Source organism: Streptomyces sp. NPDC059649, assembly GCF_042734445.1.
Lineage (GTDB): Bacteria > Actinomycetota > Actinomycetes > Streptomycetales > Streptomycetaceae > Streptomyces.
Map to the genome: position 1 here is coordinate 337,596 of NZ_JBHWDV010000004.1, position 14,648 is coordinate 352,243.

The 14,648-nt window shown below is 71.6% G+C and carries 9 protein-coding genes and 1 pseudogene; 4 read left to right on the top strand and 6 right to left on the bottom strand.

Going from position 1 to position 14,648, the window contains the following annotated elements; genetic code table 11:
- Positions 1–337: 337 nt before the first annotated feature.
- Positions 338–2,212: a translation elongation factor 4 gene (gene lepA / locus ACFV1J_RS09595; RefSeq protein ID WP_385856715.1), complete on the bottom strand. Its 1,875-nt coding sequence runs from the start codon at positions 2,210–2,212 to the stop codon at positions 338–340.
- Between the two features lie 375 nt (positions 2,213–2,587).
- Here lepA and rpsT point away from each other — a divergent pair, with 375 nt between their 5' ends.
- On the top strand, positions 2,588–2,854 hold the full coding sequence (gene rpsT, locus ACFV1J_RS09600) for a 30S ribosomal protein S20 (protein ID WP_261951524.1): 267 nt from the start codon (positions 2,588–2,590) through the stop codon (positions 2,852–2,854).
- 578 nt (positions 2,855–3,432) lie between these two features.
- Positions 3,433–4,413 carry a hypothetical protein gene (locus ACFV1J_RS09605; protein WP_385856716.1) on the top strand — a complete coding sequence of 327 codons (981 nt, stop codon included), beginning with the start codon at positions 3,433–3,435 and terminating at the stop codon, positions 4,411–4,413.
- A gap of 115 nt (positions 4,414–4,528) precedes the next feature.
- Here the strand turns inward: ACFV1J_RS09605 and holA are convergent, their stop codons facing one another.
- Positions 4,529–5,551, bottom strand: a complete 1,023-nt coding sequence (gene holA, locus ACFV1J_RS09610; RefSeq protein ID WP_385856717.1) for a DNA polymerase III subunit delta — start codon at positions 5,549–5,551, stop codon at positions 4,529–4,531.
- 631 nt (positions 5,552–6,182) lie between these two features.
- On the opposite strand from holA, the gene ACFV1J_RS09615 reads away from it, so the two are divergent.
- The gene (locus ACFV1J_RS09615; RefSeq protein ID WP_385856749.1) at positions 6,183–6,419 is read left to right on the top strand and encodes a hypothetical protein; all 237 of its coding nucleotides are present in this window, start codon (positions 6,183–6,185) and stop codon (positions 6,417–6,419) included.
- A 208-nt stretch (positions 6,420–6,627) separates the two neighbouring features.
- Here the strand turns inward: ACFV1J_RS09615 and ACFV1J_RS09620 are convergent, their stop codons facing one another.
- Positions 6,628–7,410 carry an arylamine N-acetyltransferase gene (locus ACFV1J_RS09620; protein WP_385856750.1) on the bottom strand — a complete coding sequence of 261 codons (783 nt, stop codon included), beginning with the start codon at positions 7,408–7,410 and terminating at the stop codon, positions 6,628–6,630.
- Between the two features lie 829 nt (positions 7,411–8,239).
- Here ACFV1J_RS09620 and ACFV1J_RS09625 point away from each other — a divergent pair.
- A pseudogene (locus tag ACFV1J_RS09625) lies at positions 8,240–9,013 on the top strand (substrate-binding domain-containing protein); the annotation flags it as partial.
- Here the strand turns inward: ACFV1J_RS09625 and ACFV1J_RS09630 are convergent.
- The 3 genes from ACFV1J_RS09630 to ACFV1J_RS09640 all read right to left on the bottom strand — a co-directional run bounded on the left by ACFV1J_RS09630 (position 9,007) and on the right by ACFV1J_RS09640 (position 14,634).
- Positions 9,007–11,877 carry a ComEC/Rec2 family competence protein gene (locus tag ACFV1J_RS09630; protein ID WP_385856751.1) on the bottom strand — a complete coding sequence of 957 codons (2,871 nt, stop codon included), beginning with the start codon at positions 11,875–11,877 and terminating at the stop codon, positions 9,007–9,009. The pseudogene ACFV1J_RS09625 and the gene ACFV1J_RS09630 overlap by 7 nt on opposite strands.
- Before the next feature lie 446 nt (positions 11,878–12,323).
- Positions 12,324–12,782 carry a helix-hairpin-helix domain-containing protein gene (locus ACFV1J_RS09635; RefSeq protein WP_385856718.1) on the bottom strand — a complete coding sequence of 153 codons (459 nt, stop codon included), beginning with the start codon at positions 12,780–12,782 and terminating at the stop codon, positions 12,324–12,326.
- A 1,006-nt stretch (positions 12,783–13,788) separates the two neighbouring features.
- Positions 13,789–14,634 carry a DegV family protein gene (locus ACFV1J_RS09640; protein ID WP_385856719.1) on the bottom strand — a complete coding sequence of 282 codons (846 nt, stop codon included), beginning with the start codon at positions 14,632–14,634 and terminating at the stop codon, positions 13,789–13,791.
- Positions 14,635–14,648 lie beyond the last annotated feature (14 nt).

Genomic DNA, 14,648 nt, shown 5'->3' on the forward strand with positions numbered 1-14,648 from the left:
CTGGTGACTCGCGAGTAACCTTTGAGCAGTGATCAGAGTAGAGCGCGTTGCGCCGACGCGTAAGGGGCTACGACCGACTGGTTCACGATGTGACCAGTGCGATAGGTGTACGTAGCACGCGCATCGCCCGATGGGGAGCCGCGCCGATCGCCCCCACCAGACCACACCCGGCGCCACCGGATCCCGCCCTCGCGGAACGCCACGCTCCGCATTCATCCTGATGACGGCGCCGCACGGGCCGGACAAGCGGGCCGGACAAACGGAGGGGCGCCGGATCCCGTTCCCGGAACCCGGCGCCCCTCTTCGTCCCTCTTCCGCTACGGCTGCTGCCCCACGGTCACTTCTTCGCCTTGGAGTCGCCGTCGGAGTCCGAGGACAGCACCGCGATGAAGGCCTCCTGCGGGACCTCCACGCTGCCGACCATCTTCATCCGCTTCTTGCCTTCCTTCTGCTTCTCCAGCAGCTTCCGCTTACGCGAGATGTCACCGCCGTAGCACTTGGCGAGGACGTCCTTGCGGATGGCGCGGACCGTCTCACGGGCGATGACCCGGCTGCCGATGGCCGCCTGGATCGGCACCTCGAAGTTCTGCCGCGGGATGAGCTCCCGCAGCTTGGCGACCAGCCGCACACCGTAGGCGTACGCCTTGTCCTTGTGGGTGATCGCGGAGAACGCGTCGACCTTGTCGCCGTGCAGCAGGATGTCTACCTTGACCAGGTCGGACGTCTGCTCGCCGGTCGGCTCGTAGTCCAGCGAGGCGTAACCGCGCGTCTTGGACTTGAGCTGGTCGAAGAAGTCGAAGACGACCTCGGCGAGCGGCAGCGTGTAGCGGATCTCGACACGGTCCTCGGAGAGGTAGTCCATGCCGAGCAGCGAACCGCGGCGGGTCTGGCACAGCTCCATGATCGCGCCGATGAACTCGCTCGGCGCCAGGATCGTGGCCCGCACGACCGGCTCGTGCACGACGTCGATCTTGCCGGTCGGGAACTCGCTCGGGTTGGTGACGGTGTGCTCGGTGCCGTCCTCCATCTCGACGCGGTAGACGACGTTCGGCGCGGTGGCGATCAGGTCCAGCCCGAACTCGCGCTCCAGCCGCTCCCGGATCACCTCCAGGTGCAGCAGGCCGAGGAAGCCGACGCGGAAACCGAAGCCGAGCGCCGCGGAGGTCTCCGGCTCGTAGACCAGCGCCGCGTCGTTGAGCTGGAGCTTGTCCAGGGCGTCGCGCAGCTCGGGGTAGTCCGAACCGTCGAGCGGGTACAGCCCCGAGAACACCATCGGCTTGGGGTCCTTGTAGCCGCCGAGCGGCTCGGTCGCCCCCTTGGAGAGCTGGGTGATCGTGTCACCCACCTTGGACTGCCGGACGTCCTTCACACCGGTGATGAGGTAGCCCACCTCACCGACCGAGAGGCCCTCGGCCGGCTTCATCTCCGGCGAGTTCGTCCCGATCTCCAGCAGTTCGTGCGCGGCGCCGGTGGACATCATCTTGATGCGCTCGCGCTTGCCCAGCGTGCCGTCGACGACCTTCACGTACGTCACCACGCCGCGGTAGGCGTCGTAGACGGAGTCGAAGATCATCGCGCGGGCGGGGGCGTCCTTGACGCCGACCGGGGCCGGCACCTCGCGGACGACCTTGTCCAGCAGCTCGGGCACGCCGACGCCGGTCTTGGCGGAGACCTTCAGCACGTCCTCGGGCTCGCAGCCGACCAGGTTGGCCAGCTCGGCGGCGAACTTCTCGGGCTGCGCGGCCGGCAGGTCGATCTTGTTGAGGACGGGGATGATCGTGAGGTCGTTCTCCATCGCCAGGTAGAGGTTGGCGAGGGTCTGGGCCTCGATGCCCTGGGCGGCGTCGACGAGGAGGATGCACCCCTCGCACGCGGCGAGGGAGCGCGACACCTCGTACGTGAAGTCGACGTGGCCCGGGGTGTCGATCATGTTGAGGATGTGGGTCGTGCCACTTCCCTCTTCGCCCTCGGAAGGGGCCCAGGGCAGCCGGACCGCCTGGGACTTGATCGTGATGCCGCGCTCGCGCTCGATGTCCATGCGGTCGAGGTACTGCGCGCGCATCTGCCGCTGGTCGACGACACCGGTGAGCTGGAGCATCCGGTCGGCGAGCGTCGACTTGCCGTGGTCGATGTGCGCGATGATGCAGAAGTTACGGAGGAGGGCCGGATCGGTACGGCTCGGCTCCGGCACGTTCGTAGGGGTCGCGGGCACGCAGGGTCCATTCAGTGAACGCGGGTAGGCAGGACTCGGGTATGTGACGTCTCCCCCCATGGTCCCATGAGCAACGCCCTCGGTCCGGTTCGGGCGGGTGTGCCCGGTGGGGAGGGGTGTGTGCCCCATGGGGAGGTGGGTGTGAGCGGTGGGCCTTCCCCATGCGGAAAGGAGCTTGAGGCAGGGGCTTCGGGGAGGAGGGCCGGGCTTCGGGGGCTGTGCCTCGCGGGTCTGGGCTTCGGGGGCCGGTGCTTCGGGGGCCGGGGCCGGTTTGGGAGGCCGTAGAGCCTGCTGGTAGCCTGGTCCACTGCGCTTCGTGCCCTCTCTCGTGCGCGGCGCAACTCGAAACTCCAACGAACCTGAAAAGGCTCTTTCGTGGCGAACATCAAGTCCCAGATGAAGCGGATCAAGACCAACGAGAAGGCTCGTCAGCGCAACAAGGCTGTCAAGTCGGCTCTGAAGACCTCGATCCGCCGCACCCGTGAGGCCATCGAGGCCGGCGACCTGCAGAAGGCCACCGCTGCCCAGGCCGAGGCGGCCAAGAAGCTCGACAAGGCCGTCAGCAAGGGTGTCATCCACAAGAACGCCGCCGCCAACAAGAAGTCGGCGCTGGCGAAGAAGGTCGCGACCCTCCAGGGCTGAACCCGACCTTCGCGGGGATCTTCCCCCGCACACCCGCAGTAGACAGCTCCGCTGCCTCTGCACCTGTAACTGCACCACTTCACGACCCTGCCGACAGGGACCCAGCGGCCCCTCTCACCGCTCCCTGAGCGGTGCACCACCGCGCCGCACGCGGCCTGCGTTCGCCACGCGGGTGCGGCGCACCGGGCTCACCGGCGGTCTCCACCGCCGACCGAGCCCGACTTTCTCAACGAAGGCCCTTCCGCCCCGTTCCCCGGGGCGGGGGGCCTTTGTCGTGGGGTGGGGATCGGGGTGGTGGAGTGCCTGGGTGGGCCAGCCGGGGCCGTCCCGGCGTAGGACTGGCCCGTGTCATAGGGCCGTCCCGGCGTAGGGCTGGCCCGTCATAGGGCCGCCCCGGCGTAGGGCTGGCCCGTCGTAGATCGGCCGGTCGTAGATCTGGCCGTCGTAGGGGGCTGGCCGTCATAGATCTGGCCGTCGTAGAGAGGTGCGCAGACGCGCCTCCCCTGTCGTGGGGTTATTGGTCGTAGGGGCATCCGCGGGCCGGGGCCCGGGTTCGGCCGGTCCGTTACTCTGCGGCCATGTCCACCCCGGGGGAGTCCTTTCATCCGTACGGCCTGCCGCAGCCCAACCCTTACGGTCAGGTCCCCGCAGCACCGCAGAATCCGGTGCCCGCGCAGCAGAATCCGTACGCGCAGCAGAATCCCCTGCCCGGACAGCCGGGGCCGGCCGCCGGGCAGCAGACCCCGCCGCAGCCGCCGTCGCAGCCGCCCGCCGGCAACTACGGCTATCCGCCGCTGGGCATGGGCGCGCCCATGACGGCGCCCGGGTCGCCTGCCGGGCCGGCCGGTGCGCCCGGCGGCAGCGGGAGTGGGAGTGGCAGCGGCAGCGGGCGCGGTGCCTCCGGCTGGCTGTGGGCGATCGGTGGGGCGGTGGCCGCCTCCGCGATCTGGGGCTCGCTGCTGTTCGCCACCGGTGGTTTCTCCTCCGAACCCAGCCCCGACCTCGCGGGCTACGCCTACACCGACGACCTGTGTGCGGCCACCTCGATGACGCCCTTCGAGAACGCCCACTACAAGACCAAGCAGAACACCGGCTCCTCCTCGAAGGACGCCAACCCGCAGCACAGCGGGGCACGGCAGAACTCGATGGACACCATGTGGTGCAACGTCTCCCTGGGGCAGGAGAACGCGAGCTCCTCCACCTACTCCTCGACCTGGCTCTACACCAGTGCCACGCTGCACCGGAAGGCCGACCCGGCACCGGAATTCGCCGACAACTACCGCGCGTACGAGAAGCAGGAGACCTCCGTCGGCTACAAGGTCCAGCCCGTTCCCGGCATCGGCGACGAGGCCTACCTGGTGACGCGGAACGACATCGGCAGCGACAGCGGTTCCTATGTGATCCTCGGCGTACGGGACGGCTGGATGACCTTCCAGTCAACGTGGTCGAGCTACGCCTCCGGCAGCAGCTCCGGCAAACAGCCCACCTCCGACGAGGTCGCCACCATGCTCAAGACCAGCGCAGCGGAAACCCTCAAGCGCCTGCGGAACGGCGCCTGAGGCAGGCCGCCGGCCCGGGGCCCGACGGAGTCGGAATCGGAATTGGAATCGGAGTCCCAGGTCGTGGGCCTGGATCCCTCCGATACGTCCCATCCGCTTCGCGTCGCCGCGCGCCTCAGCGGGACCGTGCCGCGCGGGCGATCGTCACGACCGCCTTCTCCAGGGCGTACTCGGGATCGTCCCCGCCGCCCTTGACGCCCGCATCGGCCGCCGCGACCGCTCGCAACGCCGTCGCCACACCATCCGCCGACCAGCCGCGCATCTGCTGCCGCACCCGGTCGATCTTCCAGGGCGGCATGCCCAGTTCGCGGGCGAGGTCGCCGGGGCGGGCGCCGCGCGGCGCGGAGGCCAGCTTGCCGATGGCCCGGACGCCCTGGGCGAGCGCGCTGGTGATCATGACGGGCGCGACACCGGTCGCGATCGCCCAGCGCAGTGCCTCCAGGGCCTCGGCGGCCCGGCCCTCGACGGCACGGTCCGCGACGGTGAAGCTCGACGCCTCGGCCCGACCCGTGTAGTACCGCCCGACGATCGCCTCGTCGATCGTGCCCTCGATGTCGGCGGTCAACTGCGCACACGCCGACGCCAGCTCCCGCAGATCGCTGCCGATCGCATCGACCAGCGACTGACACGCCTCGGGCGTGGCCGATCGCCCGACCGTACGGAACTCCCCCCGTACGAACGCCAGCCGGTCGGCCGGCTTGGTCATCTTGGGACAGGCCACTTCCCGCGCCCCGGCCTTCCGGGCGGCGTCCAGCAGCCCCTTGCCCTTGGCGCCGCCGGCGTGCAGCAGTACGAGCGTGATCTCCTCGGCGGGCGAGCCGAGATACGCCTTGACGTCCTTGATCGTGTCCGCGGACAGGTCCTGGGCCGAGCGCACGACCACGACCTTCCGCTCGGCGAACAGCGAGGGGCTGGTCAGCTCGGCCAGGGTGCCGGGCTGCAGTTGGTCGGGGGTGAGATCCCGCACATCGGTGTCCGCATCGGCCGCGCGGGCAGCCGCCACCACCTGCTGGACCGCACGGTCCAGCAGCAGGTCTTCCTGCCCCACCGCGATCGTCACGGGGGCGAGGAGGTCCCCCTTGTCCGAGCGGGATCGAGAACTCGGGGGAGGATCGTCGTGAGCTGTCTTCCTGGCCATCGCGATCCAGCATCCCACGCCCCACCGACAACGCCGCCCGGCCCGCCCTCACCCCGACCGTCCCTGTCCGCTCCCACCTCGACCGTTCCTGCCCGCCTCTGCCCGCTGCTGCCGGCTGCCGCCGGCCACTGTCGGTCAGCGTCGGGGCGCCGCTGCCCGCACGGGGACGTACGGCCCCGGACGCCGAAAGCTGAGCTCGTGCACCCGGGAGCCAAGGGAGTTGAGCCCGGGGCCCCGGGCTCAACGGAACTGACCTCGGCGCCCCGGACTCAACGGAACTGACCTCGGGCTCCCGGGCCCACGGGAACTGGGCTGATGCCCCGGGCCCACTGGAACTGGGCTCGATTTCCCGGCCCCAAGGGAGCTGGGCTCACGTCCCGGGCCCAGGGGAGCTGTGCTCGGGGCCGGCGCGGAAAGCCGGGACGTACGGCCCGGGAATCCAGCGCTCGACGTACGGGCCCCGGCGTCGCCAGCCAGGCGCACGGAGCCCCAAGCCAGGTTCACGAACCGGGACAATGGCCTGATGAACGAGCACGCCGCCGCGCCCAGGCACCCAGATCACCGCGGTCACCCCGATCACCATGCCTCCGCATCCGCATCCGCCTCCGCCCCGGAGCCCTCCCCCGGGCACGTGCGCCACGTCCTGGTCCTGCCCGACCGCGAGGCCGCGGAGGAGGTCGCCGAGGTCCTCGTCGAACGCTTCGGCGTCGCCGAAGAGCCCCTGCTCGTACGGGATGCCCTGGCCGGCGAGGACGACGCCGAGGACGCGCAGTGGCTGGTGGTGGTCGAAGACCCGGACGTCCGCCACGACCCGGCGCAGTTGGACGACCTTGCGGCGGAGTACGAGGGCTGGCGCGAGGCCGAGTAACGCCCCACCGCGGCCCCCACAGCCACCGCCCCTCGAAACGCGCAGAGGCAGCACGGTGGGTACAGGCCGCCAGGGACGCGCCACACCGGAGGCCACCGGCCCACACCCCACGCCGCCGCGGCCGGCCGGCCCGCCCACGCAACGTCTTCCCCCGACTGCCACGGTCCCGGCCGGCCCACCTCCTACGGCCCCGCCCACTCCCCCGCGATCACCCGGCCGCCGCCCCCACCATCGGCTCCCGGTCCAACACCACCCCGAAGTGCTCCCGATAGGCGGCCAGTACCTCCTCCGCAGCCAGCTCACGTTCCTCACGCACCCCGTCCGCCCCGGTGATCACGAGCGTACGGCCGGAGAGCGTGACCCGGCCGGTCTCGGTCAGCCGCGAGCACACCAGTGACTGCGTGAAGTGGGAGGTCGGCGAGGTGCGGTTCCACCAGCAGCCGACCTCGAAGTCCGCCAGCGCTCGCGGCCGTTGTTCGAGCCGGTACTGCGGCGAGCCGTCCCTCAGTACGTCCACGTCCCCCTCCGCCGTCTCCTCCAGCCGGAACGTCCCACCGGGATCGGCCTGCTCCTCGCGGCTGTCCCAGCGCAGCGGGAGGTGGCTGAGCCGGCCGAAGCCGACATCCGCCAGCCACGGTCCGCTCGGCGTATGGACCTTCAGCGCAAGGTGGTCGTACGGGACGCCGAGCCGTCCCTCGGCCCCGAACACGCGCCCCGCCAACAACTCGACCTCGTACCCGAGGGCCCGCAACAGCCCGGCGAAGGCGCCGTTGAGTTCGTAGCAGAACCCACCGCGTCGGGCACCGACGATCTTGTCCAACAGCGGCTTCTCCGCCAGGACGATCTCCTCGCCAAGGTGGATGGCGAGGTTCTCGAACGGCACGGCCCGCAGATGCCTGAGATGCAGCGCAGCCAACGCGTCCGCATCAGGCACCCCGGGCCGCACCGCCCCAATGCGCTCCAGATAGGCGTCGACCGCCACCTCATCCATCTGCCCCGCCTCCGCTCGTCCGTCTCTCTCCACGGGCATGCAGCACCGCCCTCCCCGTCATCGGATGTCCCGTCCCGGAGCCTACAGAGCCAGGACCAGCCAAAACGGGAGAACGAGGACCGGGGCGACGACGGCCACGACCAGCACAACCGGGGACCACCTGGGCAACCGACTGCCACAGGGGATCGGTTCATGCCGATGGCCGTGTCCATCTGGACGCGATATCCGATCCGCTTACGTCCCGGCAGAAACCGCTCGACGGCCCACACCACGGCCGTGGCCACGAGCCCGGCCTCGGTGAGGATCGTCTCGGTTGTCAACGATGCGACGCTGGCTCTCCTGCGGTTCGAGAACGACGGTGGCAAGGACATCGTCCGGCAGGACTATCAGGAGCCGCTGACGGTTGAGTTCGTCGGACGCACGGTCATCGGCGTCGAGGTGCCGGACGCCAATCCGACGGACCTGATGGGCATGCTGACCCGTAACGGCGGAACTGCGTTACGACGGCGGCCGGCTGTTCCTCCCCAAAGTGCCGCTGAACAAGCGGAATCACTTCAAGCTGCTGGTACTCCTCTCGGGTGCGGGTGCGGGTGCGGGTGCCGGTGCGGGTGCCGGTGCGGGTGCAGGGACGGACCCTGACGCCGACCCTGGTACGGATCCGGGTACGGGCGCCGGTTCCGGAAGCGGCACTCCCGGTACCACCGGCCGCCCCGGGAGCACGGTCGGCGCCGTGATCGTCGGTGGCTTCATCAGCGGCGGACGGATCCGGCGCAACGCCCAGCGTTGGGGGCCGCGCAAGCTCAGTCTCGCGCTGGGCGGCACCTTCATCGTGCTGCTGGGGCTGCTCGGCGGACTGCTCCTCAGCGCGCGGACGGCCCCGGCAGCGGCCGGTGAGTGCGCCACCGGGCGGCTGACCATCGACGGGTCCACGGCGTTCGCCCCGCCGATGCGGGAGATCGCCCGGCAGTACCGGGCCCGGTGCGCGGGCGCCGAGATCACCGTTTCGGCGTCCGGCAACCTCTCCGGCCTGGCCGACCTCAACCGGGAGGGCAAGCCTGCCACCGTCGAGGGTCCCGGCTTCCTCGCCGTCTCGGACGTACCCGCGCCGTCCCTCTACCGACGGCTCGAAGGCGACCGCATAGGCGTCATCCTGCTCGGCCTCGTGGCCAACGAGAAGGCCGGTGTCGACGACCTCACCTCCGCCCAGATCCGCAAGATCTATGACGGCACCTACACCAACTGGAAGCAGCTGCACGGCAACGACCTGCCGATCCGCCTCGTCAGCCGCGACGCCGGCTCGGGCACCCGTCGCGCGTTCGAGACGTCGGTGCTGCACCACTCGGAGCCGGGCGTGGTGTCGTCCTACGACTGCGGCGACAAGGACCGTGACGAGCAGGCGCGCCTGACGCGCTGCGAGGTGAACAGCACCAAGAGCCTGCTGAACGCGGTGGACCGGGTGCCGGGCGCCATCGGCTACGCCGAGGTCTATGCGGCGGCGCAACGGCGACACGTCGTCAGCGTGCGCCTGAACGGGCACGAGCCGGACATCGAGTGGGGACAGCAACGTGATTACCCCTTCTGGACGGTGGAGTACCTCTACACGTACGGGCGGCCCGAGGACGGCTCACTGACCGCGAAGTTCCTGGCGTTCATGGACTCCGACACGGCGAAGAACATCATGCGGATGTACAAACACGTGCCCTGCGCCGACCGCCAGAGCCTGCCGGACGCCATCTGCCGGCCGTGAGCGGCGGACCGGCTGCCCCCGCCTCGGCCGGCCGGCGTCCGGCTGCGTATGCGCCGGCCGTGCCGCCTCCGCCGACCGCGCCCACCGCCACCGTCGCCCGGCAGGCGGGCCGCTGTCCGTCGGCCGGTCATGGAGCCGGTCATGGTGGCGGCGGTGGGGCCGGTCATGGTGGCGGCGAGTCTGTCCGGAGTGCCAAGGATCGCGATCGCCCCGTCGGTGTCGGTACGCAGCACCCGGGCGCCCTGAGCCCGCAGCGCGGCGATCGTCCGCGGCGCCGGATGGCCGTAGGGGTTATCCGCACCGCACGAGATCAGCGCCAGGCGCGGCGAGAGCCGGTGCATCAGCGGCGGGTCCTGGTGTGCGGAACCGTGGTGCGCCACCTTCAGGACATCGACCCCGGCCAGCTCCGGATGCGCCGCCAGCAGCGCCTGTTGAGCAGGCGGTTCAAGATCGCCGAGGAGCAGGAGCGTCAGTCCGCCGGTCCGTACGAGCAGGGTGACGCTGGCGTCATTGGGCCCGTCGAGCACCGGGGCGAACGCCGTGGCCGGAGGCCAGAGCACTTCCCAGCTGAGCGGGCCGAGGCGCCGTCGCTCCCCCGGCACGGCGCGGACGAGCGGAATCCGGGCCCGCGCGGCCGTCTCCCGTACGAACCAGGCCTGGCCCGGCGGATCTTGGAGGGTCGTGGTCTCGATCGCGCCGACCGACCGGCCACGCAGCGCGCCGGGAAGCCCGTCCACGTGGTCGGCATGGAAGTGGGTGAGGACGAGGAGGGGGATCCGGTGGATACCCAGCTCGGTGAGGCACCGGTCGATGGCGCGCGGTTCGGGGCCGGTGTCCACCACCAGCGCCGTACCGTCCCCGGCGGCCAGCACCAGGCCGTCACCCTGCCCCACGTCGCAGACCACGGCACGCCAACCGGGCGGCGGCCAGCCGGTGATGACACGGGTGATCGGAGCGGGGCGGCACACCGCCAGCAACACGGCGAACGCGCACAGGACGCAGAGCCAGGGTCGGCGCACCACCCGTCGCCCGACCGGCACCAGCGCCACCGTGACGACCGCCAGCGCCAGCGCACCCTCCCAGCCGCCGGGCCAGCCGATCTCCGCTCCCGGCAGCGCCGCGCCCGTACGGGCCACACCGGCGATCCACTCGGCGGGCCACCCGGCGCACCACGCCAGCACCTTGGCGACGGGCAGGACGAACGGCGCGGTGACGAGCGCCGCGAACCCGAGGACGGTGGCCGGCCCCACTGCCAGCTCCGCCAGCAGATTGCACGGCACCGCCACCAGGCCCACGCGGGCGGCGAGCAGCACGATGACGGGCGCACAGACCGCCTGTGCCGCGGCGGCAGCGGCGACCACTTCGGCGAGCCTGGGCGGCACCCGGCGCCGCTGGAGGGCGGCACTCCAGCGCGGTGCGAGCAACAGCAGTGCGCCGGTGGCCAGTACGGAGAGCAGGAAGCCGTACCGGCGCGCGAGCCAGGGGTCGTAGAGCACCAACAGCAGCACCGCGGCGGCCAGCGCGGGGAGCAGCGAACGGCGACGGCCGGTGCCGATCGCCAGCAGGGTGATCAGGCCGCAGGCGGCGGCCCGCAGCACGCTGGGATCCGGGCGGCACACGACCACGAAGGCCAGCGCCAGCACGCCCCCGATGACGGCGGTGCCGCGCAACGACAGCCTCAGGCGCGGCGCCAGCCCCCGCCGCTCGGCACGCGTGGCGAGGTGTGGTGGGCCGATCAGCAGGGCGAGCACGATCGTCAGATTGCTGCCGGAGACGGCGAGCAGGTGCGTCAGATCGGTGGCCCGGAAGGCTCCGTCCAGATCCGGCGGCACGCGGGAGGTGTCCCCTACGACCAGCCCGGGCAGCAGCGCACGGGCGTCGGGCCGGAGCCCGTCCGTGGCCTCCCGCAGCCCGGCCCGTACGTGTCCGGCCACCCGCTGCAACACGGACGGACCACCGACCTTGACCGGCGGCGCATCGGCGTCGACCCGCAACACCGCGGCGACCTGGTCATCCGGCATGAGTGGCGGCACGGCCCGCGCCACGACCCGGATACGTGTCGACGGCAGCAGCCCTCGCCATGCCTCCGACCGCACCGCGGCCGCTGCCCCCGAGCGCCCGCCCTGCCGGTGCCGCTCGCCTGCGGAGCGCCCGGCACCGGACTCCTCGCCGCCGGACTCCTCGCCGTCTGGCCCCTCGCCGCCGGTACCGACGGTATCGCCGGTATCGCCGGTACTGTCGGGGCCGACCTCGGCGCCGGCCTCGGCGCCGGGCTCGGTCCCGGCACTGGCACTGGCACTGGCACCGACCCTGGAACCGGCACCCTTGACCTCACCTCCCCTGCCACCGGGTGGCGACGGCGCGTCCTCGTCGCCTCCGCCCTGCCGTACGAGGACCAGAGCCGGGGTACGCACGGCGGTGACCGCACCGTCCGGCGCCGTGACCCGCACGGCGTCGGCGTGGAACACCACGGCCGCCGGCGTCCGTTGGGAGCCGCGCACCCGTGGCCGGGTCAGCCGGGGATCGTCCGTCACTTCCAGCTCCACCGTGACCCGCGCATAGCGGTCCGCCAGGCCAGGCAACGGGCCGCGCCGGACGTCCGCCGCATGTAATGCCGCGGACGCCGCCCCCGCGACAGCACCCAGCAGCACGGCGGCCAGTGCCACCCACGCCCCGGAGGACCATCGACGGGAGGTGCCGGACCGGCACACGCGCCCCATTCCGCCACCCCGAGCGCCCCCTGCCCCGCTGTCCGCCTCACGGCCCGCGCTCTCCCCGCTCCGCTCGCCCTCCTTCTCCTCCTCGTCCCCTTCGCACCCCGGGTGCTCCTCGTACTCCTCCCACTTCTCAGTTCCCTCGCACGCCTCAGCTCCCTCCCACCCCTCGGTTCCCTCGCGCGCCTCAGTTCCTTCGCGGTCCCCACCTCCCCGGCGTTCCGCCCGGCGTCGGAGCACGGCCACCCGTAACGCGAGTGCGGCGAGCACCACTCCGGCCGCGCAGGCCACCGCCACGCCGTCGCCCGGCGCGCCCAGCGCGATCGCCGCGGCGGCCCAGGCCGCCAGTGCCGGGCCGGCCAGGCGCAGATCGGGCGGGCCCTCCTGCTGCGGGTCCGAAGCGCCGCGCGGGGAGGGGGCCGCGGCGTGCACCGAGGGCCGGGTGGTGATGGTCATGGCTCCACCAGGGGTCGCAGATCGGCGAAGCGGCGGTCGCCGATACCGGTCACCTGACGAAGCTGCTCCACCGAGGTGAAGCCGCCGTGCTGGTTACGGAATTCGATGATGTGACGCGCCAGTACGGGACCGACACCGGGCAAGGCGTCGAGTTGCTGCTCCGTCGCCGTGCTGAGGCTCACCGGCCCGCTCGGACCGGTGCCGCCGCCCGCCGTCGCGCTGCCCGTACCACCGGCCCCCGCACCACCGAGGCCGGCACCGCTCCCGGCCGCGGCGCCCGGTACACCGACCGCGATCTGCTCGCCGTCGGTCAGCAGCCGCGCCCGGTTGAGCCCGCTGACGTTCGCGCCATGCAGCACACCGCCCGCGGCCCGGAGCGCGTCGATCACCCGCGAGCCCGGCGGCATCCGGTGAATGCCGGGATGCCGGACCTTGCCCGTGACATCGACGACCAACAGGCGCCCCGCACCGCCCGATGAACCACCCGAGGAGCCGCCCGATGGGCCGCCCGATGGGCCACTCGCGTCCGTCGAGGAGGTCGACGAGGACCCGGGAGACGGGACTGCGGACGAGTGCAGGTCGGCGGCCGCCCCGGGCCCGTGGTGTGGGCCCGGCCCGGTTGCGGACCGTTCGATCGCGGGTGCGCGTACTGGTTCCGGGCGCCCGGTCCAGAAGTGGTGCACCGCGAACGCCACCGCCACGATCAGTACCAACGCCAGGGCGGCCAGTGCCCGCGGGTCGGTACCGCACCGTAACTGCAGCCACAACGGGAGCCGTTCACGCACCGCCAGCCACGCCCGCTCCACGCGGCGCGAGCCTGGGCTCGGGCTCGGGGGCCGGAGCTGGGGCTGGGGCAGGGGTTGGGTCAGGGACGGCGGATCGTGTCCGGGTGGCGGCGGTCCGGTCATCGCGTCCGCCCGTTCCGTATCACCGAAGATCGCCGCGACCCGGGCCCGTACCCGCTCCCGTTCCCGCTCCTCACGCGCCCGCGCACGAGAGGGGACCACGGGTGGCTCGCGCACGGGTTCCGGCAAGGGCGCGACAGCTTCGCCCACCGCCTCGGGAGAAGGCACCACCGATTCACCCACCGGTTCCGGAGGGGACGACGAACCAGGAAGGGGTGACGAGCCAGGAGGAGACGGAGCGTCAGGAGGAGATGGACTGCCAGGTGGTACGTCCGGCTCGTACGGGGTCGCCGAGTCGGACGCCCAGGACCAGCCGGAGCGTCCGGAACGCCCGGAACGTTCGACAGAGGCTTCCCGAGGAGCCGAGGAGGCGCCGTCAGTCGGCGCGGTCCACGTGGAGACGGATACGGACGAGTCGAGTCGAGCAGTCTGCGAGGAGTTCATAACTCCTGACGCTAAGTGACCGATGCAAAGTCCGCCGAGCGGCGTCAAATCCCGTGGATATCCCGGGAGTTGTGGATAACTTCGTCACCCACACGTGCCTCTGGCGCCTCACTCAACGCGGCGACACCACGACCGCCAGCAGCCCCGGCCCGGTGTGTGCGCCGATCACGGCACCGACCTCGCTCACATGGAGCTCGTTGAGCCCCGGGATCCGCTCACGGAGCCGCCCGGCGAGCGCATCCGCGCGTTCCGCGGCGGCGAGGTGGTGCACCGCGATGTCGACCTGGCCCTCCCCCGCCCGTTCCACGGCGATCTCCTCAAGCCGTGCGATGGCCTTGGAGGCCGTACGGACCTTCTCCAGCAGCTCGATCCGTCCGTCCGCCAGTTGGAGAAGCGGTTTGACGGCGAGCGCCGAACCGAGCAGGGCCTGGGCCGCGCCGATCCGGCCACCGCGGCGGAGATAGTCCAGGGTGTCGACGTAGAAGTAGGCGGAGGTGCCCGCGGCCCGCTTCTCCGCTGCGGCGACCGCGTCGTCCACGTCACCGCCGGCCGCCGCGGTTTCGGCGGCGGCGAGGGCACAGAAGCCGAGGGCCATGGCGACCATCCCGGTGTCCACGACGTGTACCGGAACCGGGGCGTCCTTGGCGGCCATCACGGCCGCGTCGTAGGTGCCGGAGAATTCCGAGGAGAGGTGGAGGGAGACGATGCCGGTCGCACCGGCCTCCGCCACCTCGCGGTAGGTGTCCGCGAACACGGCCGGGCTGGGCCGCGAGGTCGTCACGCTGCGCCGCTTCTGCAGTGCCTCGGCGACGGATCTCGCGGAGATCTCGGTGCCCTCTTCGAGGGCCTGGTCCCCCAGGACGACGGTCAGCGGTACGGCCGTGATGCGGTGGCGCTCGACGGCCGGCCGCGGCAAGTAGGCCGTGGAATCGGTGACGATCGCGACATGGCGGGACATGACAGGGAGATTAT

Bases quoted from the DNA above. Each gene is read 5' to 3' on its own strand.
- ACFV1J_RS09605 (WP_385856716.1), top strand. From the start codon at position 3,433: ATGTCCACCCCGGGGGAGTCCTTTCATCCGTACGGCCTGCCGCAGCCC.
- holA (WP_385856717.1), bottom strand. From the start codon at position 5,551: ATGGCCAGGAAGACAGCTCACGACGATCCTCCCCCGAGTTCTCGATCC.
- ACFV1J_RS09620 (WP_385856750.1), bottom strand. From the start codon at position 7,410: ATGGATGAGGTGGCGGTCGACGCCTATCTGGAGCGCATTGGGGCGGTG.
- ACFV1J_RS09630 (WP_385856751.1), bottom strand. From the start codon at position 11,877: ATGGGGCGCGTGTGCCGGTCCGGCACCTCCCGTCGATGGTCCTCCGGG.
- ACFV1J_RS09640 (WP_385856719.1), bottom strand. From the start codon at position 14,634: ATGTCCCGCCATGTCGCGATCGTCACCGATTCCACGGCCTACTTGCCG.